The 22,364-nt window shown below is 70.2% G+C and carries 16 protein-coding genes; 6 read left to right on the top strand and 10 right to left on the bottom strand.

The window, feature by feature from the left end; genetic code table 11:
- Window positions 1-44: 44 nt before the first annotated feature.
- The 3 genes from purH to LQ938_RS03600 are packed head-to-tail and all read right to left on the bottom strand — an operon-like array spanning window position 45 to window position 3,544.
- On the bottom strand, window positions 45-1,652 hold the full coding sequence (gene purH / locus LQ938_RS03610) for a bifunctional phosphoribosylaminoimidazolecarboxamide formyltransferase/IMP cyclohydrolase (RefSeq protein ID WP_223721806.1): 1,608 nt from the start codon (window positions 1,650-1,652) through the stop codon (window positions 45-47).
- A 29-nt stretch (window positions 1,653-1,681) separates the two neighbouring features.
- Window positions 1,682-2,272 carry a phosphoribosylglycinamide formyltransferase gene (purN, locus tag LQ938_RS03605; protein WP_223721805.1) on the bottom strand — a complete coding sequence of 197 codons (591 nt, stop codon included), beginning with the start codon at window positions 2,270-2,272 and terminating at the stop codon, window positions 1,682-1,684.
- 9 nt (window positions 2,273-2,281) lie between these two features.
- Window positions 2,282-3,544, bottom strand: coding sequence for a cell division protein PerM (locus tag LQ938_RS03600; protein ID WP_223721804.1), 1,263 nt, complete (start codon window positions 3,542-3,544; stop codon window positions 2,282-2,284).
- Window positions 3,545-3,708: 164 nt separating this feature from the next.
- On the opposite strand from LQ938_RS03600, the gene LQ938_RS03595 reads away from it, so the two are divergent.
- Entirely contained in the window at window positions 3,709-5,169 is a 1,461-nt protein-coding gene (locus tag LQ938_RS03595; protein WP_223721803.1) for an NCS2 family permease, read from the top strand.
- 98 nt (window positions 5,170-5,267) lie between these two features.
- On the opposite strand, the gene LQ938_RS03590 is transcribed toward LQ938_RS03595, so the two are convergent.
- The 3 genes from LQ938_RS03590 to sucC all read right to left on the bottom strand — a co-directional run bounded on the left by LQ938_RS03590 (window position 5,268) and on the right by sucC (window position 7,914).
- Window positions 5,268-5,711 (bottom strand): nitroreductase family deazaflavin-dependent oxidoreductase, encoded by a 444-nt coding sequence (locus tag LQ938_RS03590; protein ID WP_223721802.1) that lies wholly within the window; start codon window positions 5,709-5,711, stop codon window positions 5,268-5,270.
- A gap of 110 nt (window positions 5,712-5,821) precedes the next feature.
- The gene (sucD, locus tag LQ938_RS03585; protein ID WP_223721801.1) at window positions 5,822-6,724 is read right to left on the bottom strand and encodes a succinate--CoA ligase subunit alpha; all 903 of its coding nucleotides are present in this window, start codon (window positions 6,722-6,724) and stop codon (window positions 5,822-5,824) included.
- Window positions 6,725-6,750: 26 nt separating this feature from the next.
- Window positions 6,751-7,914, bottom strand: a complete 1,164-nt coding sequence (gene sucC, locus LQ938_RS03580) for an ADP-forming succinate--CoA ligase subunit beta (RefSeq protein ID WP_223721800.1) — start codon at window positions 7,912-7,914, stop codon at window positions 6,751-6,753.
- A gap of 178 nt (window positions 7,915-8,092) precedes the next feature.
- On the opposite strand from sucC, the gene LQ938_RS03575 reads away from it, so the two are divergent.
- The 4 genes from LQ938_RS03575 (at window position 8,093) to LQ938_RS03560 (ending at window position 12,542) form a co-directional block, all read left to right on the top strand.
- Window positions 8,093-8,758: a TetR/AcrR family transcriptional regulator gene (locus LQ938_RS03575; protein WP_223721799.1), complete on the top strand. Its 666-nt coding sequence runs from the start codon at window positions 8,093-8,095 to the stop codon at window positions 8,756-8,758.
- Window positions 8,759-8,920: 162 nt separating this feature from the next.
- Window positions 8,921-10,162, top strand: a complete 1,242-nt coding sequence (locus LQ938_RS03570) for an acyl-CoA dehydrogenase family protein (RefSeq protein WP_223721798.1) — start codon at window positions 8,921-8,923, stop codon at window positions 10,160-10,162.
- A gap of 177 nt (window positions 10,163-10,339) precedes the next feature.
- Window positions 10,340-11,497: an AI-2E family transporter gene (locus LQ938_RS03565; RefSeq protein WP_223721797.1), complete on the top strand. Its 1,158-nt coding sequence runs from the start codon at window positions 10,340-10,342 to the stop codon at window positions 11,495-11,497.
- A 13-nt stretch (window positions 11,498-11,510) separates the two neighbouring features.
- The gene (locus LQ938_RS03560; protein ID WP_223721796.1) at window positions 11,511-12,542 is read left to right on the top strand and encodes an ATP-dependent DNA ligase; all 1,032 of its coding nucleotides are present in this window, start codon (window positions 11,511-11,513) and stop codon (window positions 12,540-12,542) included.
- Between the two features lie 358 nt (window positions 12,543-12,900).
- On the opposite strand, the gene ligD is transcribed toward LQ938_RS03560, so the two are convergent.
- The 3 genes from ligD to LQ938_RS03545 all read right to left on the bottom strand — a co-directional run bounded on the left by ligD (window position 12,901) and on the right by LQ938_RS03545 (window position 17,534).
- Window positions 12,901-13,923, bottom strand: coding sequence for a non-homologous end-joining DNA ligase (gene ligD / locus LQ938_RS03555; protein WP_223721795.1), 1,023 nt, complete (start codon window positions 13,921-13,923; stop codon window positions 12,901-12,903).
- A gap of 72 nt (window positions 13,924-13,995) precedes the next feature.
- Complete coding sequence (locus LQ938_RS03550) at window positions 13,996-15,066, bottom strand: SseB family protein (protein ID WP_223721794.1); 1,071 nt, start codon at window positions 15,064-15,066, stop codon at window positions 13,996-13,998.
- A 20-nt stretch (window positions 15,067-15,086) separates the two neighbouring features.
- Window positions 15,087-17,534 (bottom strand): ATP-dependent helicase, encoded by a 2,448-nt coding sequence (locus LQ938_RS03545; RefSeq protein WP_223721793.1) that lies wholly within the window; start codon window positions 17,532-17,534, stop codon window positions 15,087-15,089.
- 87 nt (window positions 17,535-17,621) lie between these two features.
- On the opposite strand from LQ938_RS03545, the gene LQ938_RS03540 reads away from it, so the two are divergent.
- Complete coding sequence (locus LQ938_RS03540) at window positions 17,622-18,587, top strand: acetylxylan esterase (RefSeq protein WP_374197469.1); 966 nt, start codon at window positions 17,622-17,624, stop codon at window positions 18,585-18,587.
- A gap of 50 nt (window positions 18,588-18,637) precedes the next feature.
- Here the strand turns inward: LQ938_RS03540 and LQ938_RS03535 are convergent, their stop codons facing one another.
- Complete coding sequence (locus tag LQ938_RS03535) at window positions 18,638-22,168, bottom strand: lamin tail domain-containing protein (protein ID WP_223721791.1); 3,531 nt, start codon at window positions 22,166-22,168, stop codon at window positions 18,638-18,640.
- Window positions 22,169-22,364 lie beyond the last annotated feature (196 nt).

The following is a 22,364-nucleotide window of genomic DNA, read 5'->3' as shown; positions in this document are numbered from 1 at the left end:
GGAGCACGCACTCCGACCCGGTTCTTCACACGCGCCCGCCGCGCTCAGTGGTAGAAGTGCCGCTCGCCGGTGAAGAACATCGTGACGCCGTGCTCGCGGGCGAGCGCGATGGTCTCCTCATCGCGCACGGATCCGCCGGGCTGGATGATCGCCGAGATGCCCGCGTCGACGAGCACCTGCGGGCCGTCCGAGAACGGGAAGAAGGCGTCGGATGCGGCCACCGACCCGCGCGCGCGGTCGCCGGCGCGTTCGACCGCGAGGCGGCAGGAGTCGACCCGGTTGACCTGGCCCATCCCGATGCCGACGGTGGCGGAGTTCTGGGCGAGCACGATCGCGTTCGACTTCACCGCGCGGCACGCCTTCCACGCGAAGATCAGGTTGGTCATGTCTTCGTCGGCGGGGCGTTCGCCGGCCACGAGTTCCCAGTTCTTCGCGACCGACTCGATGTCGTCGGGGAAGCGGTCGGCATCCTGCAGCAACAGGCCGCCCGAGACGAGGCGCACATCGAACCGCTCCTGCTGCCAGTCGGCGGGCAGCTGCAGCACACGTAGGTTCTTCTTCAACCGGAAGAGTTCGAGGGCCTCGGGCTCGAAGTCCGGCGCGACGATGACCTCGGTGAAGATGTCGCGCAGGTTCTCCGCCATCTTCAGCGTGACGGTGCGGTTCGCGGCGATGACGCCGCCGAAGGCCGACACCGGGTCGCACTCGTGGGCACGCAGGTGCGCGCTCGCGATCGGGTCGAGGGCGTTCGGCGCGCTCACCGCGATGCCGCAGGGGTTCGCGTGCTTGATGATGGCGACCGCGGGCTGGACCATGTCGAACGCGGCGCGCAACGCCGCGTCCGCGTCGACGTAGTTGTTGTACGACATCTCTTTGCCCTGCAGCTGGGTGGCCTGGGCGATGCCGTGGCCGCCGCTGCGGGTGTAAATCGCGGCGCGCTGGTGCGAGTTCTCGCCGTAGCGCAGCGTCTCGAGGCGCTCGGCCCCGATCGTGAGGTGCGCGGGCAGTTCGGAGTCGCCGTTGAGCGTGCCCTCGGCGAACCAGGTCGCCACGGCCCGGTCGTAGCCCGCGGTGTGCGCGAAGGCGCGCGCGGCGAGTTCCTTCCGCTGCGCGAGCGTCGTGCCACCCGCCGCGATCGACTCGATGATCGCCGGGTAGGACTCCGGCGAGACCACGATCGCGACGTTCGCGTAGTTCTTCGCCGACGCACGCACCATCGCGGGGCCGCCGATGTCGATCTGCTCGACGACCGCGTCGCCCTCGGCGCCGGATGCCACGGTTTCCACGAACGGGTAGAGGTTCACCACGACGAGCTCGAACGCCGCGATGCCGAGCTCGCCGAGCTGGTGCTCGTGGCTTTCCAGACGCAGATCCGCGAGGAGGCCCGCGTGCACCCCGGGATGCAGCGTCTTCACCCGACCATCGAGCGACTCGGGGAACCCCGTGACCGCCGAAACATCCGTGACCGCGAACCCGGCGTCGCGGATCGTCGAGGCCGTAGACCCCGTGGAGACGATCTCGACACCGGCGGCGGACAGGCTCTCGGCCAGCGTCAACAGGTCGGTCTTGTCGCTCACCGAAACGAGTGCGCGGCGCACCGGGACGGTGTCGCGGTGACGGTAGAGGGACGGATCGTGGCTGGGCCCGGCCATGGGACTCCTCGGTGGGGAAAGGGTGTCGGTCAGAGAACGGATGCGGCGAGGTCGAGGTCGCCGACGGCGATCCGGCGCACGACGTCGACCAGCAGACGCCGTTCGACGGGCTTGATGCGCTCGTGGAGCGCGTGCTCGTCGTCGCCCGGCAGCACGGCGACGCGCTCCTGGGCGAGGATCGGACCGGTGTCGACGCCGTCGTCGACCACGATGACGCTCGCGCCGGTTTCGGCCACGCCCGCGACCATCGCGTCGCGGACAGCGTGGGCACCGGGAAACTCCGGAAGGTACGCCGGGTGCGTGTTGATCATGCGCGGAGACCAGCGTTCGACGACCGCCCCGGGCAGCAGGCGCATGAGCCCCGAGAGCACGACGAGATCCGGATTCCACACCTCGAGCTGGCTGGCGAGCTCCGCCCCCCACGCCTCGCGTTCGGCGGCGCCGGGCCACGGAACGACGAAGCTCGGGATGCCGAAGGCCTCCGCGTGCGCCAGACCATCGGCTTCACGGTCGGCGCCGACGACGATCACCCGCGCGGGGAAGTCGGCCGCGGCCGCGGCTTCCAGAAGCGCCCGAAGGTTCGAGCCGGCGCCGGAGATGAGGACGGCGACGGTGAGCACCCGGTCAGTCTAGCGGCGCGACCGGTCGCCGTCCGGGGCGAACGCGGTATCGCGTCCCGCGCCTGCGCCGCGGCGCGGGGCGAGCAGCAGGATGCCGGCGCCGAGGCCCACCTCGACGCCGATCGCGATCGCGACCGCGGCCGCATCCGGTCCGATGCCGGCGAGGCGGCCCGGTCCGAGCGAACCGGTGGCGAGCACGGCGAGCAGCGCCGCCGCGAGGGCGGAGAACAGCGCGATCGCCCCGGTCAGCGCCACCAGGATGCCGGTGGTTTCCGCATCCGCGGAGCTTCCGCGCGGCGACAGCCGCGAACGCACCGCCCAGCCCGCCGCGGCTCCCGCCGCCACCGGGAGGAGCGCGAGGGCGAGCAGCCAGGGCGAGGAGGACTCGGGCAGGACGCCGAGCACCGGGATGCCGGGCAGGATGCCGAGCTGTGTGCCGCCGGGGGCCACCACCGCCCCCGCTCCGAGCCCGACACCGGGACCGGCGAGGAACGCGACCGCCCAGAGCACGAGCGTCGGCAGATACAGCATCTGCCCGAGAGCGACCACGACGGCGCCGAAGCCGTCGAGGTTGGCCGACTGCGAGAGCGCGACGATCTGCGGGGCACGCACGACGAGCGCGATCGCGAGCAGCAGGGCGCCGGCGCCGAGCAGGGCCGTGACGACGAGCGCCGTACCCCGGGCGATGAGTCCCGGCACCTCGGGCCACGCGTGGCCCGCCCGGTCGAGGCGGAGCCGGATGCTGTCCACGATCCCCTCGTCGCCATCGGTCCAGGCCACCCGGACGGCGCCCGCGAGAAGTCCCGACGCGTAGAACGCCGAGGGGAAGAGCACGGCCTGCCACAGCGACACGCTCACGACCTCCGCGGCGGAGGTCAGCGCGACACCGACGGCGAAGGCGGTGAAGACGATGGTCCCGGTCGCGACACCGGTCAGCCACGCGCCGGCCCGAGCTGCTCGGGCGCCGGAGCGCGCGGCGAACAGGAACGTGAAGGCGGCGAACCCGAGGGGCGCGAGCGACAGCACGAACGACGCGAGCGACGGATCAATGCCGGCCTGCGCCAGGTACTCCGCGGGCAGCGTGATCGCGAGCGGGACGGCGTGACCGAGGTGCCAGATGGCCGCCGACGTCTGCCAGATTGCCCCGAGATCGGGAGCCCCGAAGACGACGAACCAGAGCACCATCAGCGGGGCGACCGCGACAGCGACGCCGACGACCGCGGCGACGAGAGCGTCGAGCGCGGAGAGCAGGGAGACGAGAAGGCGGTGCATGCCTGATCGACCCTACCCAGCACCGGATGCGGGGCCCGCGTCCCACGCGAGGCGCGCCCACTTCCGCATCCGACACCGGGCGCGTCGCACCGGAGGGACAGCCCGCGGTGCGCGGATCGCCGCCGGGCGACTAACGTCGTGGGGTGCACGAGGAACCATCGACTGTGAACCATCCCGCCGAGACCCCACCCGCATCCGGCCGCCGAGGCCGAATCGACCGCTACTTCGCGCTCACCGAACGCGGAGCGACGATCGGCGGCGAGGTGCGCGCCGGAGTCGTGACCTTCGTGGCGATGGCCTACATCGTCGTGCTGAACCCGATCATCCTCTCCGGCGGAACGGATGTCGCCGGCAATACGCTCGGGTTCGCGCAGGTCGCGGCGACGACCGCGCTGACCGCGGGGGTCATGACGATCCTGTTCGGTCTCGTCGCCCGGCTGCCGTTCGCCTTCGCGGCGGGCCTCGGCATCAACTCATTCCTCGCCGTGAGCGTCGTCGGTCAGGTCACCTGGCCCGAGGCGATGGGGCTCGTCCTGATCAACGGTGTGATCATCGTGCTGCTGGCGGTGACGGGCCTGCGACGTCGGATCTTCGACGCCGTCCCGCTCGCGCTCAAGACGGCAATCACCGTCGGCATCGGCCTGTTCATCGCCTTCATCGGTCTCGTCAACGCCGGATTCGTGCAGTCCACCGGGCTGTCCTCTCCCCCGGTCGGGCTCGGCACGGGCGGCTCGATCGCGACCGTCCCGACCCTCATGTTCGTGCTGACGCTGCTCGTGAGCGCCGTGCTGATGGTGCGGCGCGTCAAGGGCGCGCTCCTGATCGGGCTCGTGAGCGGCACGGTCCTCTCGGTCATCGTCGAGGCCATCTGGCACCTCGGCCCGCGCATCGGAGCGGACGGCACCGTGAACCCCGGCGGCTGGTCGCTCACCGTGCCGGAGCTGCCCGCATCCGTCATCAGCCTGCCCGATCTCAGCCTGATCGGTCAGGTCAGCTTCGGGTCCTTCGACCGCATCGGCGTGCTCGCCGCGACCATGCTCGTGTTCACCCTGCTGTTCACGAACTTCTTCGACGCCATGGGCACGTTCACCGGCCTCAGCCGTGAGGCCGGACTCGCCGATGAGCGCGGCAACTTCCCGCGCCTGCGCTCGGCGCTCGTCGTCGAGGGCCTCGGCGCCGTGGCGGGCGGGCTCACCTCATCCTCGTCGAACACGGTGTTCGTGGAGTCCGGCACGGGGATCGGCGAGGGCGCGCGCACGGGAATCGCGAACCTGGTAACGGGGGCGCTGTTCGTGCTGGCGATGTTCGTCACTCCGCTCACGACGATCGTCCCGACCGAGATCGCGTCGGCCGCGCTCGTGCTCGTCGGCGCGCTGATGATGAGCCAGATCCGGCACGTCGACCTCACCGACCCGTCGGTGCTGATCCCGGTGTTCCTGACGGTCATCATCATGCCGATGACCTACTCGATCGCCGACGGCATCGGCGCGGGCTTCATCGCGTGGGTCGTGGTCCGGTCGCTGACCGGTGCCGCCCGCACGATCAGCCCACTCCTGTGGGTCGTCGCGGCCGGCTTCGTCGTCTTCTTCGCCCGGGGCCCGATCGAGGCCGTGCTCGGCGTCTGACCGCCTTCCGGCCGCGAGACTGCATTCGCGCCACGAGACGTCGGTCGGGAACCGACGTCTCGTGGCGAAAGCGCTGTCTCGCGGAAGGCGGGTGCCGGTCAGGCGTCGCGGGGCTCGAGCACGAAGATCGCGATCTGGCGGTCGGTCTTCTTCTGGTACTCGTTGTAGTCCGGCCAGACCCGCGCGGCGCGGTTCCACCACTCGTCGCGCTCGGGGCCGTCCTCGAGCAGGCGCGCGGTGTAGTCGCGGCGGTCGGCGCCATCCTGCAGTTCGACGTGCGAGTTCTTGCGGATGTTGGCGCCCCACGCGGGCTCGTCCGGTGCGCCGCCCTTCGAGGCGACGACGAGGTACGCCCCGTCGTGCTCGACGCGCATGAGCGCGGTCTTGCGCAGTGCCCCCGACTTGGCGCCGACGGTCGTGAGCACGATGATCGGCACACCCCGCAGCTCGTTCGCTTCGGTCCCTCCCGACGCCTCGTACTTCTCGGCCTGGGTGCGGGCCCACTCGCTCGTGCTGGGCTTGTACTCTCCGGTTAGCGGCATGGCCTCAGGGTACCGCGGGGCGCCCCGATGGCGGTCGGAAAACGAGGGGGCGGATGCGGTGCCGCACGCTCTCGCGCCGGCTTCCGCATCCGCCCCCTCGGCGGTGGGGCTTAGAGCCCCTGGATGATCTCGCGCATCAGCGCGGCGGTCTCGGACGGCGTCTTGCCGACCTTGACTCCGGCGGCCTCGAGGGCCTCCTTCTTCGCCTGCGCCGTGCCGGCGGAGCCGGACACGATAGCGCCCGCGTGCCCCATGGTCTTACCCTCGGGCGCGGTGAAGCCGGCGACGTAACCGACGACCGGCTTGGTCACGTGGGCCTTGATGAAGTCGGCCGCGCGCTCTTCGGCGTCGCCGCCGATCTCGCCGATCATGACGATGGCCTTCGTCTCGGGGTCGGCTTCGAACGCGGCGAGCGCGTCGATGTGCGTCGTGCCGATGATCGGGTCGCCGCCGATGCCGATGGCGGTCGAGAACCCGAGGTCGCGCAGCTCGAACATCATCTGGTAGGTCAGCGTGCCCGACTTGGAGACGAGTCCGATCGGGCCCTTGCCCGTGATGTTCGCCGGGGTGATGCCGACGAGCGCTTCGCCCGGCGTGATGATGCCGGGGCAGTTGGGGCCGATGATGCGGGTCGTGTTGCCCTTGGACTGCGCGTAGGCCCAGGCTTCGGCGCTGTCGCCCACCGGCACACCCTCGGTGATGACGACCAGCAACGGGATCTCGGCATCGATGGCCTCGATCATCGCGTCCTTCGTGAAGGCGGGGGGCACGAACGCGATCGACACGTCGGCGCCGGTCTTCTCGATGGCTTCGGCCACGGATGCGTACACCGGCAGCTCGACGGCGGCGCCGTCTGCGCCCGTGTGCGAGACGGTCGTGCCGGCCTTGCGGGCGTTGACGCCACCCACGACCTGCGTGCCCGCCTTCAGCATCAGCGCGGTGTGCTTGGTGCCCTCGCCGCCGGTGATGCCCTGGACGATGACCTTGGAATCCTTGTTCAGGTAGATCGACATGTTCTGTCCTTCTCGAGTCTCAGGGCTCAGGCGTTCGCCAGCTCGGCGGCCTTGTCGGCGCCCTCGTCCATACTGGCGGCGAGGGTCACGAGCGGGTTGTTGGCGGCGGCGAGGATCGCGCGACCCTCGTCGACCTGGTTGCCGTCGAGGCGCACGACGAGCGGCTTGCTGGCCGCGTCGCCGAGGATCTCGAGGGCCTTCACGATGCCCTCGGCAACCGCGACGCAGCTCGTGATTCCGCCGAAGACGTTGACGAAGACGCTCTTGACCTGGGAGTCACCGAGGATGACGTCGAGACCGGCGGCCATGATGGTCGCCGAGGCGCCGCCACCGATGTCGAGGAAGTTGGCGGGCTTCACGCCGCCGTGCTTCTCCCCCGCGTAGGCGACGACGTCGAGCGTCGACATGACGAGCCCGGCGCCGTTGCCGATGATGCCGACCTGACCGTCGAGCTTGACGTAGTTGAGGTCGTTGGCCTTGGCCTTCGCCTCGAGCGGGTCGGCCGCATCCGCGTCTTCGAGCTCAGCGTGGCCCGGGTGGCGGAAGTCTGCGTTCTCATCGAGCGAGACCTTGCCGTCGAGCGCGACGATGTCTCCCTCTTCGGTCTCGACGAGGGGGTTGACCTCGACGAGCGTGGCATCTTCGCCCTTGTATACGGCGTAGAGCTTCACGAAGACGTCGGCGACCTTCTCGGCGAGACCCGCTTCGAAGTTGCCGGCCTTCGCGATTTCGAGCGCCTTCTCGGGGGTGATGCCCTCGATCGGGTCGATCTCGATGCGGGCGAGCGCTTCGGGACGCTCGACTGCGAGCTCCTCGATCTCCATGCCGCCTTCGACGCTGGCGAGCGACAGGTAGGAGCGGTTCGCGCGGTCGAGCAGCACCGAGAAGTAGAACTCGCGGGCGATGCGCGCACCGGCGGCCACCATCACGCGCTTGACGATGTGGCCCTTGATGTCGAGTCCGAGGATCGCCTTCGCGGCCTCGTACGCCTCGTCGGGGGTCTTCGCGACCTTGACGCCGCCGGCCTTGCCGCGACCGCCGACCTTGACCTGAGCCTTGACGACCACGACGCCGCCGAGCTTCTCGGCTGCTGCCTTCACCTCCTCGGGGGTGTCGGCGACGATGCCCGCGAGAACCGGCACCTCGTACTTCTCGAATAGGTCACGTGCCTGGTACTCGTACAGATCCACAGTGCAGTCCTCCGCTGGGACGAGGGGGTGGGCAGACGCAAAAACGTCTCGACGTCGAGATAACGACCAGTGACCCAGCCTACTACCGCAGTTTCGCCCGCCTCGTCGCCACGGGCGCGGATGCGGACGCCGGATCTGCGCGTGAGGGCGGGCGGCGCGGGTCTAGGCTGCTGTCCACATGAGCGAGCCATCGTCCCCGTCCGCCGCGCGCAACGACGTCGTCGCCGCAGCGCTCGATCTGTTCGCCCGGCAGGGTTTCGAGGCGACGTCGGTCGATCAGATCGCCCAGGCGGCCGGCATCTCCCGGTCAACGTTCTTCCGCCAGTTCGGCGGCAAGGATGACGTCGTCTTCGCCGACCACGAGGAGCTCCTCGAGCGCCTCCGCACCTACCTGTCGGGTGAGCACGCCGACCCCTGGGAGGCCGTCTGCGAGGCCTCGCTGCAGGTCTTCCGTCATTTCGCCGCGGATCCGGAGCTCGCGCGGCGGCGATACACGGTCGTGCGGGGCGTGCCCGCCCTCCGCGACCGCGAGATCGTCACGGTCTTCCGCTACGAGCGGCTTTTCGACGAGTACCTCCGCCGGTCCTTGCCCGGACTCGACCCGCTCGACGCTGTGGGGTTCGCTGCGCTCGTGACGGCGGTCCACAACCACGTCCTGCGCCAGCTGCTCCGCGGGCCGAAGAAGGTGCCGGTGACCGTGCTCCGGCGCGCGCTCGATGAGGCACTCGACCGGTTCGGCGTGGGCACCTCCCCTCGCACGGGCGAGGACGAGGTCGTCGTGGCCGTGTTCCCGCGGCGGATGCCGCCCGCCGAGCTCGCCCGACGGCTGCAGCGCGAGCTCTGACGGGCGCGCGCGAGGCGCACGGCTTCGCCCGAGAGACGCCCGGCTGACGGGCGCGCGAGGCGCCCGGATGAAACTGCGTCCCATGGAGCGAGACACCGCGTTCCGTGCGGAGTACCCTGGACTCGGCTCGCGCCACGGCGGCGCGCCGCATCCAGGAGCATCATGAGCACCCCGACGACCGACGGCACCTTCCCGGGCGAACGAGTGACGGATTACGACATCCTCGGCCGCCGCGATACCGACTACTACGCGGTGTTCGCCGACATCCCCGCCGCGGATCGCGCCGTCTGGGACCGCGCGAAGGCGTTCGTCGACGAGGTCGGCGACCGCATGACGCACGCGTGGGATGCGGCCGAGTACCCGGTCGATCTCACCGCCCGCCTCGGCGAGCTCGACCTGTACAACGACGGCATCGAGCACCCTCGTCTGACGCACTTCTCCCCCCTGGCTGCGGGCCTGGTCAACATGGAGATCTCGCGCGGCGACGGCTCGCTCGGCACGATCGTGGCCGTGCAGGGCGGGCTGGCCCTGCGTACCCTCGCGCTGTTCGGCAGCCCCGCGCAGCAGGACCGCTGGCTCGAACCGCTCGCTCGCGGCGAGGTGCTCGGCGCCTTCGCTCTCACCGAACCCGACCACGGTTCCGATTCGGTCTCGCTCGAGTCGGTCGCCCGCCGCGACGGCGAGGAGTGGGTGCTCAGCGGCACCAAGAAGTGGATCGGGAACGGCGCGTCGGGAGGAATCACGTTCGTGTGGGCCCGCGTGGATGACCCGGATGCGGCCGAGCACGGCGCCGTCCGATGCTTCCTCGTCGAGCAGACCACGCCCGGCTACACCGGCACGGTGATCACCGGCAAGGGGTCGCTCCGCGGCATCCACCAGGCGCACATCGTGTTCGACGAGGTGCGCCTTCCCGCCGAAGCGGTGCTCCCCGGTGCGCACACCTTCAAGGACGCCTCGATCGTTCTCTACTCCACCCGGTCGGGCGTCGCCTGGTCGGCGCTCGGGCACGCGACCGCCTGCTACGAGGCGGCGCTGTCGTACGCGCAGCAACGCGTGCAGTTCGGAAAGCCCCTCGCGAAGTTCCAGATGGTGCAGGAGCGGCTGACGCAGATGCTCGACGAGCTCACCGCCATGCAGCTCTACTGTCGGCGACTGGCTGACCTCGAGGCATCCGGGGATCTGCGTCCGACGCAGGCGTCGCTCGCGAAGTACCACAACACGCGCGCCGCGCGTCGAATCGCGTCGACCGCGCGCGATCTGCTGGGCGGCAACGGCATCCTGCTGGAGAACGGCGTCATGCAGCACCTCGCCGACATCGAGGCCATCCACACCTACGAGGGCACCGAGAGCGTGCAGGCGCTGCTCCTCGGCCGCGACATCACCGGCGTCAGCGCCTTCGTCTGACCCACCGGCCGCATCCGCTGCCCGGCCCACCGACCGCGAGACCGCAGTTTCGGCACGAGACGTCGGCTCCGGACCAACGTCTCGCCGCACAGATGCTGTCTCGCGGCCGACGAGCACGCGGCGGGGGCCGTCGTCAACCGTGGCGGGAGCGCGGCGGGGTACCGCTACGGTCTCAGCATGGGATTGTTCCGCCGCTCCGCCCGAGAAGTCCAGCTCACCTCCCGCGACGTCGAGTTGACGGCCACCCGCGCACCCTGGAGCCTGTGGGCCGACTCGTTCGGCTCGCTCGCCATCCGGGCCGTGCAGATCATCGTCGTGGTGGGGCTGGCTGCGGCGATATTCTTCGCCATCCACTCGGTCACCGTCGTGACGATCCCGCTCGTGATCGCGCTGATCTTCGCGTCCGCGTTCGCGCCGGCCATGGGATGGATACGGCGGCACGGCGTGCCCTCCCTTCTCGCCACGGTCGTCACCCTGCTCGTGATCGTGGTGCTGCTGGGCGGCGTCAGCTGGCTCATCGTCTGGGCGGTCCGCGACCAGTGGGACGACCTCTACTCGCAGGCCGAGGCTGGCGTGCAGGAGCTGCTCGCCTGGGTGAACACGCTTCCCTTCGCGCCGACCTCCGACCAGATCGATGACTGGCTGAGCACGGCGGGCGACTTCGTCACCAGCTCGCAGTTCGGATCGGGAGCGCTCGCCGGCGTCAGCGTCGTTGCGAACTTCGTCACCGGACTCGTGTTGATGGTCGTCATCCTGTTCTTCTTCCTGAAAGACGGACCCTGGATGTGGGAGTTCCTCCTCCGCCCCTTCCGCGGCCGCCAGTACGACCGCGGTCGTCGCATCGGCGACAAGACGGTCTCGGTCCTCGGAGCCTATGTACGCGGCACGGCGACCGTCGCCCTCGTCGACGCGATCGGCATCCTGATCGGTCTGCTCATCCTGCAGGTGCCGCTCGCCATCCCCCTCGCGGTTCTCGTCTTCCTTCTCGCCTTCATCCCGATCGTCGGTGCCACTCTCGCGGGCATTCTGGCCGCCCTCGTCGCGCTCGTCGCCAACGGGTGGGTCAACGCGCTGTTCGTGGTCGGTGTCGTGGTGCTCGTCAACCAGCTCGAGGGCAACTTCTTGCAGCCGTTCCTGATGGGGCGTTCGATGAAGTTGCACGCCTTCGTCATCCTGGTCGCCCTGACCGTCGGCACCGTGCTCGGCGGTCTCGTCGGTGCGGTGCTCGCCGTGCCGATCACCGCGACCGTCTGGGGCATCATCCAGGTGTGGGACGGCCCGAACACCCCGCCGCGGTGGGCGCGTTCGAAGCCTCGCGAATCCGCCATCGACTGATCCGGATCCCCCCGTGCGGTACGTCATCCCGGCTCCGATGCTCGCCAAGGCGGTGCCGCAGGTACCGGATGCGGAGGGCTACCTCTTCGAGCCGAAGTGGGACGGGTTCCGCGTGCTCGCGGCGTGGGACGGCGAGAACGTTGAGCTCGGCTCGCGCGGTGCCAAACCGCTCACGCGATACTTCCCCGAGCTGGTCGCGGCGCTGCCCGAGATCCTGCCCGAGCCCTGCCTGATCGACGGCGAGATCGTGATCCCGGTCGGCCCGAGCGGGGCGCAGCGCCTCGATTGGGAGGCCCTCAGCCAGCGCATCCATCCCGCCGCTTCTCGAGTGGCGACGCTTTCGCGCGAGACTCCGGCGTTACTCATCGCGTTCGATCTGCTCGCCCGCGGCGACCGCGACCTGCAGCCCGAACCGTTCGCGACGCGGCGCATGGAACTCGTCGGCCTGCTCGGGTCGGTGCCGCCGCCGGTGCACGTGACGCGCGCGACCGCGGATGCGGGCCTCGCGCGCCGCTGGCTCGCGGACTTCGAGGGGGCGGGCCTGGACGGAGTCATGGCGAAACGGCTCGACGCACCCTACTCCCCCGGAAAACGCACGATGGGGAAGATCAAGCACGCCCGAACGGCCGACGTCGTCGCCCTCGGTTACCGCGTGCACAAGAGCGGGACGGGCGTCGGATCGCTGCTGGTCGGCCTCTACGACGGTGACGGGATGCTGCGGAACGTCGGCGGGGTTTCGGCCTTCACCGATGCGCGGCGCCTCGCGCTGATCGACGAACTCGAGCCGCTCGTGCAGCGGAACGCCGACGGCACCCCCGTCGGCGCCGAGACGGAGCGGTCGCGTTTCTCCGGGTCGAAGGACGTGTCATTCGTTCCGCTCCGACCGGAGCGCGTGCTCGAGGTGCGTTACGACCAGCTCGAGGGGATGCGGTTCCGGCACACGGTGCAGTTCGAGCGCTGGCGCCCCGACCGCGACGCGCGGTCGTGCACGTTCGGCCAGCTCGACCGGGTGTCGGCCTACGACCTCGCCGACGTCCTGGACTGACCCGCTTCGCCTCGCTATATCGGCCCCGGCGCGCCTCCATCCGCTCCACTCGCCCCGCGCGCGCCGCCCCTCCCCCTGCTCACGTGGCGCAATACGTCGCCCCACCCGACCGATCGCGACACGTGAGCATCCGTCTCACCCACTCACGTGGCGCAAAGCGTCGCCCCACCCGACCGATCGCGACACGTGAGCATCCGCCCGACCCGGCCCGCTCCGCTCACGCCTCACCCGCTCACGTGGCGCAAAGCGTCGCCCCACCCGACCGATCGCGACACGTGAGCATCAGCCTCACCCACTCACGTGGCGCAAAGCGCCGCCCCACCCGACCGATCCCGACACGTGAGCGGCGGAACGCGGGCTACTCGGGCGTGCGGGCGCGGCTGGGCTGCACCCGCGGCGGTTCACCGGGCATCTTGGGGAACTCGGGCGGGAACGGCAGCTCCCCGAGGCCGTCGGCGATATCGCGCTCCCACCATTCCAGCAGCGTGTCGATGCGCCCCGGCCGCGCGGCGAACTCGGCCCACGGGTCACCGACCGTGCGCACGCGCTCGGGCACCGTCCGCACGGTGAACGCGTGCGGATCGACGCCGGGCAGCTCGTCCCAGGTGATGGGGGTCGAGACCGTCGCCGTCGGGAGCGACCGCGGGCTGTACGCCCCCGCCATCGTGCGGTCGCGGTTCGCCTGGTTGAAGTCGATGAAGATGCGCGCGCCGCGTTCTTCCTTCCACCAGTTCATCGTCACGCGGTCGGGCTCGCGGCGGGCGAGCTCGCGGCCCGCGGCGATCACGGCGTGCCGCACGTCGAGGAACTCGTGCGTCGGCTCGATGGGGCAGAAGAGGTGGATGCCGCGGTTTCCGCTCGTTTTGATCCACGACTCCAGTCCGGCGTCGGCCAGCACGTCGCGCATGAGCGGTGCGATGGCGGCAGCATCCGCGAAGTCCGTTCCCGGCTGCGGGTCCAGGTCGATGCGCAGTTCCACGGGGTGGTCCGAGTCGCCCGCCAGCGATGCCCACGGGTGGAACACGACCGTGTTCATCTGCACGGCCCAGAGCGTTGCGGCGGGCTCGTTCAGCACGACCTGCGGATGCCGACGCCCGCTGTTGTAGGTCACCGTCACCGCATCGACGTAGTCGGGCGTGCCCTTCGGCGGGTTCTTCGAGAAGAAGCTCTCCCCGCCGATGCCGTCGCGGAAGCGCTCGAGGGAGACCGGGCGATCGCCGTTCGCGCGGAGGAAAGCCTCCGACACGCTCAGGGTGTACTCGGCGAGTTCCCGCTTGGTGATGCCGACCTCCGGCCAGACCATGCGGTTCGGGCTCGACAGGTCGACCTCGCGGTCACCGTCCGTACCGGGAACGATCAGGGTGATGCGCTCGGAGGCCATGTGCTGACCCTAGGACGCCACCCGCGCCGGCGATACCGGTGGCGCGGAGCCGCCACGCACGGTAGTCGGCGTTCAGGCGCCGACGATGAGCAGCGGATGCAGCTGGTCGCGCGTGAGCCGGATCCAGGGACCGGCCGGGTCGACGACCACGCCGCTCAGCCCCGTGTCACCGCGGAGGGCCTTGGCTAGCTGCGTCGGTTCGACCTTGACGGCCTGGTCACCGCGCCCGAGCGCGAGCAGTTCGAGAGGGTGCGAGAAGACCTCGAGCAGCCGCGCGCCGTCGGGGGTGCGGAGTTCAGCGATACCGACCTGCCCGTCATCCGATCGACGCGCCGCGATCCACAGCGGAGCTTCGGTCATCGCGACCGCCACGTCGTCCGCGGTCTCGGAGGTGCGTTTTCCGGCCAAGAGCGACTTGATGCGCTGGGCGGGGTCGAGGTCGGCGAGCGCCTTCTCGATCAGCTGCTTCGGGAGGAGGGCCGACCCGGGACGCGAGGCGTGGTCGATGGCGACGCCTCCCATCGGACCCGCCACCACCTGCTGCAGCAGCCCGAGAACCGACTGCGCGAGCGCGGAAGTGCCCGCATCTCCGTCGGCCTTGATCGCGTCCTGCAGCGCGGCGCCGCCCGAGTACACCAGCATGTACTTCTCGTCCTTGAACGTCACCATCGACGTCGGCAGGCTCTTGCCCTGCGCGAGCAGCTCGCGCGCGTCGCCCTGGACGCGGATGTAGACGTGACCCTGCAGCAGCTGCCGGGCGACGTTGATCATCTCGGTCGGCTGGGCCTGGGCCGGGAGCGCGGCGAGCGCGTCGCGCAGCAGCACGTTGTCGCGGAGCCCCGGTACGGTCTCCACTCGGCTCGATGCCTCCGCGGCCGGCGAGGCGAGGTGCGCGGGGCGGGCCGGCGTCGCACCCGGCGGGATGGCGGGGGCCGGCGCGGCCGGGGTATCGGCGCGAGACGTGGCGGCACTGACGCTGCCGAACGTGGAGACCGAGATCCCCACGTGCGGCACCGGCTCGGCCGGAACGGACGGCTCGACGTCGGGGGCCGCCGCATCCGGCGTCTGCGCACCGCCCTGGGGCGGCACTGCGCCGGTCGAGTCGTCGTCGGAGTTCTTCGGTCGGCGCGAGAAGAGAGCCATCGTGCCAGCCTACGGGGCGGTCAGAGCTTCTCGATCTGCGCGATCTTGATCAGCAGCTTCTTCGCACCCGCCGACTCGAAACGCACGTGCGCGATGCGCTTCGCGCCCTCGCCGGTGACCGCATCGACACGCCCCTCGCCGAAGTCCTCGTGCCGGATGCGGTCGCCCTGCCCGAGTTCCATCGCACTGTTGTCGCGGACCTTCGCGGGGATGCGGTTCGGGAACCGATCGAGCGAGGTGGACTTGGGCGCGAGGGCGGGCGGATCGTCGCGTCGTCCGCCCCAACCGCCGCCGCTGCCGCCACCGGGCCGGCGCGCGTTGAGGGCCCGGGATCCGGCACCGCCGCGGGAGTTGACGTCGCCCGGCGACTGACGCCAGTCGATGAGTTCCGCCGGGATCTCTTGCAGGAACCGGGACGGCATGGCGACGGTCACCTCGCCGAACTGCGCGCGGGTCATCGCGAGCGTCAGGTACAGGCGCTGCCGGGCGCGGGTCACGCCCACGTAGAACAGGCGTCGCTCTTCGGAGGGGCCACCGGGTTCACCGGCCGAGATCCGGTGCGGGATGAGGTCTTCTTCGACGCCGGTGAGGAACACCGTGTCGAACTCGAGTCCCTTGGCCGTGTGCATCGTCATGAGCGACACCGAGCCCGACGCGTCGTCGAGGTCGTCGGCGTCGGCCACGAGCGCCACCTCGGTGAGGAAGTCGATGATCGTGCCGTCGGGATTGTTGCGGGCGAACTCGCGCGCCACAGCCACGAGCTCGTCGAGGTTCTCGAGTCGCGCCTCGTCTTGCGGGTCGCGACTCGCGCGCAGCGCATCGAGGTATCCGCTCTTCTGCAGCAGCAGCGTGAGGCCTTCGGCGACGGCCGTCGGCGGCGCGAGTTCGCCCGAGGACGGCAGCATGATCGCGGTCGCCTCGGCGAGCACGCGGTCGAGTTGCGCGATGGACGCCTGCAGCTTCGGCCCCACCCCCAGCTGCGCGGATGCCGCCAGGGCATCGCGGAAGGTGATCTCGTGCTCTTCGGCGAACCGGGCGATCGAGGTCGCGGTCACGTCGCCGATGCCCCGCTTCGGGCGGTTCAGGATGCGGCGGAGGGCCATCTCGTCAGCCGGGTTCGCCACCGAGACGAGATAGGCGAGCGCGTCCTTGATCTCGGCGCGCTCGTAGAACTTCGTGCCGCCCATGATCTTGTAGGGCACGGCGGAGCGGATGAAGATCTCTTCCAGCGCGCGGGACTGCGAGTTGGTGCGGTAGAAGACCGCGATGTCGGAGTAGGCGACGTTCTTCCGGCGCAGCTTCTCGATCTCGTCGGCGATGAACTGCGCCTCGTCGTGCTGCGAGTAGCCCGTGAAGCCGACGATCGGCTCACCCGCGCCCACGTCGGTCCAGAGCTTCTTGTCTTTGCGGTCGAAGTTGTTGCTGATGACCGCGTTCGCCGCCGACAGGATGTTCTGCGTCGATCGGTAGTTCTGCTCGAGCAGCACGACCTTCGCACCCGGGTAGTCGCGTTCGAACTCGCTGATGTTGCGGATGTCGGCGCCGCGGAAGGCGTAGATCGACTGGTCGGAGTCGCCGACGACGGTGAGCGACGCCCCCTCCGCCTCGGGCGCCTTCTCGGCCTCGAAGATCATCATGCCGCCGGAAGCATATGGCTCGGCTTCACCCCCGCCGACGGGGCGGGTGAGCTCGTGGATGAGTGCGTACTGCGCGTGGTTCGTGTCTTGGTACTCGTCGACGAGGATGTGCCGGAACCGGCGCCGGTAGACGTCGGCGACGTGCGGGAACGCGCGGAAGAGGTACACCGTCTGGGCGATCAGATCATCGAAATCGAACGCGTTGGCGCGTTGGAGCGCCCGCTGGTAGTCCCCGAAGATTGCGACGAAGATGCGCTCCGCGGGATCGGACATGTTCGCCTGACGCGCGTAGGACTCGGCGTCGGCGAGCTCGTTCTTCAGCTTCGAGATGCGACCCTGCACCGAAGAGGGGGTGAGCCCGTACGCATCCGCCTCGTGCTCTTTCACGAGCCGCTTGATGAGGGCTCGCGAGTCGCCGGAGTCGTAGATCGTGAAAGCGGTCGTGAAGCCGAACTGCTGCGCTTCTTTGCGAAGAATCCGCACGCACGCCGAGTGGAACGTCGAGATCCACATGCCGCGAGCGCTCTCGCCGACGAGGTGCCCGACGCGCTCGCGCATCTCGCCCGCGGCCTTGTTAGTGAAGGTGATCGCGAGGATCTGGCTGGGCCAGGCCTCACGGGCGCGCAGCAGCGACGCGATGCGGTGGGTCAGCACCCGCGTCTTGCCCGACCCCGCGCCCGCGACGATGAGGAGCGCGGGCCCGCGGTAGGTCACGGCTTCGCGCTGCGGCTCGTTGAGGCCGTCGAGCAGGTCTTCGTCGGGGCGTACGGACGCGGCCGCCTGCGGGCCGCGACCACCGCCGACGATGAGGGGCGTGGATGCGTCGGTCATTGCGTGTCAAGTGTAGGCGCGACCCCGGACACGGCGCCCGTGGAACGAGTGGCCGCGGGCCGGATGCGTGAGGATGAGCGCATGGCTCTGACGCACACCGATCTGCCGCTCGACCTCCTGCGGGAGTACGCGCCCGATCTGCCCGTTCCCGACGACCTCGACGACTTCTGGCGCCGCACGCTCGAGGAGTCGCGGGCGGCCGGCGGCGAGGTCCGCATCGAGCCCGTCGCCCAGCCGATCACCGAGCTGGTCGTGGAGGACCTCACCTTCCCCGGGTTCGCGGGCGAACCCGTGAAGGCGTGGATCACCCGACCCCCGGGCGACGAACCGAGGGCGACCGTCGTCGAGTACCTCGGCTACAGCGGAGGGCGGGGCCTGCCGGGCGAGCGGCTCGCGTGGGCGGCCGCCGGTTACGTGCACGTCCTGATGGACACCCGCGGTCAGGGCAGCGGCTGGGGAAGCGGCGGAGACACCCCGGATCCGCACGGCTCCGGGCCCGCCGTCGCCGGATACATGACCCGCGGCATCTCCTCCCCCGACACCTACTACTACCGTCGCCTGTTCACGGATGCGGTGCAGGTGCTGGACGCGGTCGTCGACCTGCCGTTCGTCGACGCCGCTCGCATCGCCGTCACGGGGGTGAGCCAGGGCGGCGGCACCGCGATCGCCGCCGCGGCGCTTTCCCCGCACGCCCGCGCGGTGCTGCCCGACGTTCCGTTCCTGTGCGACTTTCCGCGGTCGATCACGCGCACGCCCGAGGCGCCGTTCACCGAGATCACGCGCTACCTCGCGGTGCACAAGGATGCTGCGGCAGAGGTGCTGCGGACGCTCTCCTACTTCGACGGCGCCGTCCTGGCGCGCCGCATCACCGTGCCGGCGCTGTTCTCGGTCGGACTGATGGACGAGGTCGTCCTGCCCGGGTCGGTGTTCGCCGCGTTCAACGCGCTGTCCGCATCCGACGCCCACATCGAGGTCTACGGCTTCAACGGTCACGAGGGCGGCGGGTTCCGCCACTGGCACCGCCAGGTCGAGTGGTTGCGCGCCCGCTTTTGAACGCCGAATCCCCCGCGGCATCATGCACGCGGGGGACTCGGATCGTGTCGTCAGGCGGAACGGATGCGGCGACGCGCGGCGACCGCGATGCCCCCGGCGAGCAGCATCAGCAGCCCGAGCACCAACGCGCCTTCGGCTGAACCTCCCCCGGTGGCGGCGAGCGCACCATCGACGACGCGGAGGGCGGTCCATCCGATCAGCTCGCTGTCTGCACCGTAGACCGCGAGGCGGTGGTCGCCGAGCGCAGCATCCACCGGGATCGTGACCTGGATCCGACCGGATGCGTCCACCGCTCCGGCCGCGATCTGCACTGGCGTCGAGTAGAGCCAGACGGTGACGGGCTCACCGGCGTACGCCGTTCCGACCGACACGGTGATTCGCTGGCCGCGCTCTGCGGTCGCCGGGGCGATCACGGAGCCGCTGTTGTCGCCCGTGAGAGCCATGCCAGGCAGCGGCACCGACGGTCCGGTGCCGGGCAGCGGGACCGAGGGATCGGTGCCGGGCAGCGGGTTCTCGCCCGGTCCGGGTACCTCGGGGGTGGCTGCCGTGGGAACAGTGCCGAGGCGCAGCGCGCCGGATTTCACACCGTCTTCGAACCACCACGCGGCGCGCGTGCCCGTGCCGGCGGTCGGAGAGGTCGCGAAGCCCTCGTTGTTGACGTTCGGCATCCCCGCCGGGCGAGCGAAGTGCGCGATGGCCGGCTCGGTCGTCCCGTTCAGGGTGATCTGCGCCGCGGCGCCGTCGCATCCGTTGTCGCACACGGCCCAGAGGACGTCGAGCACCGTGTCGTAATCGAGCGCCATGACCCCTGCGAGGCCCGGGTCGATCGTCGCCACGAGCGACGCCGATCCGTCCGCCTTCAGGGCGAAGGCGTACACATCACCCGTGTCTTCGACGGCGACGAAGAACAGCCCGTTGCCGTGCCCGGGGTACTGCGCCGGGTCGTACAGCTGCCCGGTCGTGTCGTCGATCAGCGACGCCGACAGGTCCGCATCCGCGATCCACTCGACCGCCTCCATCCCGAGGTTCGCCTCCACCTTCGGCAGGAGGGCGGTGAGGTCCCACTGCTGGGTGGCGACGACATCCGGACCGGGCGCGTTCGGGTCGATCTTGAGCACGATGTTCTGGTTGACCGCTTTCGCGCTGTTGTCGCGCTCGGAGGCCAGATACACGAACCCGTCGTCGGCGACCGTGATGCCCTCGGTGTCGGGGCCGGCTGCGGTGGGCGCGTTCGCGTCCTTCAGGAAGCGGGCGCGCTTGCCGTCCTTCGTCCACCCTTCGGCGAACGTCGTCGAGCCGTCGGCGGCGACCGCGAGCTTCCAGAACGTTCCGGTGCCGTTGTCGACGGCCCAGAGGAAGGTTCCGTCCGCTGTCGCCTGCGCGTCGAGGCCGGAGCTGTCTTCGAGGAACGTGGGTGCCTCGTCGAGCACCGTCACGGATGCCGACCCCGGCCACGGGCTCACCGGGATCTCACCGGCGCAGATGTTGGCCGCACCCCGGGTGGACTCCACGGTCACCGCGAAAGGCCCGGTCACGTCGGGGCAGCGACCCCAGGTGGTCGCCGCGTGGCCGGCGCCCCACGTGGTCTCGTCGATGGCGAGGTCGCCATCGAACAGTCGCACCGCGTCGCCGCCACCCAGGCCGAAGCCGAGCGCGGCGCGGTCGATCACGAGGTAGCCGCGCGCAGCGATCGTCGTGTTCGCGGGGATCGCGTAGGCGTGCGTGTCGTCGTCGTCCTTCAGCACAATGCCCGAGACGTCGAGTGCCGCATCCGTCGGGTTGACGAGCTCGATCCAGTCGTCGGGTGATCCGCCGTCGGATTCGATCTCGTTGATCCGCACGGGGTTGCCGCAGGCGTTCCGGAGTCCCTTCGTGGAGACCGCGACGTCGATGAAGTCGCCCGTTCCGTCGGCGCAGCGTGCCCACACACCGGCGGCGTGCGCCGGGTAGGAGTAGGAGGCGACCGTGTTGCCGGTCGCGTCGCGAACGGTCGCGGTGTCGCCGTTGCCGAGTCCGAACACGAAGTTCGTGCCGCCGTCGAAGACGAAGTATTCGCCCGACGCGAGCACGGTGCCGGCGGGGAGCGGCGTGGTCTCGGCCGCGTGCCCGGCAGGGTCGTTGTCGATCAGGGTCCAGCCGGACATGTCGACCACGCCGGCGCCCAGGTTCACGACCTCGACCCAGTCGGTGGCGTCGCCGTTCGATTCGATCTCGTTGATCGCGACGTCGGGCATGACGCAGCTGTTTGACGCGCCCGGCGTCGGGTGCGCCAGCACGAAGGCGCCGACACCGTCGGGGCATCGCGCGAGGGTGGCCGCGGCCTCGGAGCCGTCGAGGCTTGCGTGCCCCTGCCACGGCAGCGAGTCGTCGATCAGCGCGCCGGATGCGTCGAAGAGGCGGATGCGGTCGGCGCTGCCGATCCCGATCGGTGCGCCGAAGGCGACCTGGGCACCGCCGGAGAGGCCGATCGTGTCGGCGGTCACGACGAGGAATTCGCCCGCGACGATCGTCGAACCCGGCAGGAACTGCCAGCGGTGGTCGTCGGAGTTGTCGCGGATCTCGTATCCCGATATGTCGAGCGCAGACGTGCCCGGGTTGACGAACTCGATCCAGTCGGATGGGGCCGAGTCGATCTCGTTGACGATGATCCGGCCCGGAGCGGTGAGGGGCGCGCACACGTTCGCGGCCCCGAGAGTCACGGCGGTGGCGGGTGCCCACGCGCCCGCGCCGTCGGCGCAGCGCGCCCACGTCGCGAGAGGGGCGGTGTTCGCGTAGGCGTAGCTGTCGACGATCGCCGAGGTGGCGTCGTACAGCACGACCTCATCACCCTTGCCGAGGCCGAACGTGAAGTCGGTGCCGTTCACCAGCACGCGGTACGCGCCGGGGGCGAGCGTTGCGCTGCCGGGCAGCGTCTCGGGCGCGCGCTTGTCGTCGGCGAGCTTCCAGCCGGTGAGGTCCACGGGGGTGCTGCCCGCGTTGTAGAGCTCGACGCTGTCCTTCGCGACGCCGGACACACCGTCGTAGACGATCTCGTTCAGGACGACTCCGGATGCCGGCGTCGTCGGCGCGGAGGGCGTCGGCGTCGGCGTCGGCGTCACGGTCGCGAAAGTGTTGGCCGCACCCTTGGTGGAGGCGCTGGTCAGCGCCCAGGTGCTGTCGGCGGTGCGCCCCCAGGTGGTCGTCGCGTGCCCGGTCCAGGTGTGCTCATCCACGAGCGCACCCTGCGGGTCGAACAGGCGCACGCCGTCGTTGGCGCCCAGGCCGAACGCGAAGGCGCCCTCGCCCGATGAGGCCTTCTCGTCGAGCACGAGATACGCCCCCGGTTCGACGATCGTGCCGGACGGGATGGCGTACGCATCCTTCTCCGTCGAGTCCTTGACGGTGTAACCCCCGAGATCGATGGCAGCGCTCGTGGGGTTGGTGAACTCGATCCAGTCTCCGGGCACACCGCCCGACGATTCGATCTCGTTGATGACGATGCCGGGCGAAGCGGCAGATGCGGCGGTGGGCAACGCGAGCAGTGCGGAGGCGCCGACGGCGCCGATCACGAGTGCAGCGAGCCCGCGGTGCAAGCGGGGCATGAGTCTCCTGAGCAGGGGGTGGAGGGGGACTCCCTCAGACCATCGGCCCCGCATGGCCGTCGCGCACACCGGAGGTGGCCGGGGCGTGAATCGATGGTGGCCACCGAGGGGCGACCAACCCCGTCACGTTTCGTCACGACGTGACACGGTCGGACTTTCTCGCGCCGGTGTCGGATGCGGCGGCTAGCGTCGAATC

The organism is Microbacterium sp. cx-55, assembly GCF_021117345.1.
Lineage (GTDB): Bacteria > Actinomycetota > Actinomycetes > Actinomycetales > Microbacteriaceae > Microbacterium.
This window is presented reverse-complemented; position numbering and strand designations above follow the sequence as displayed.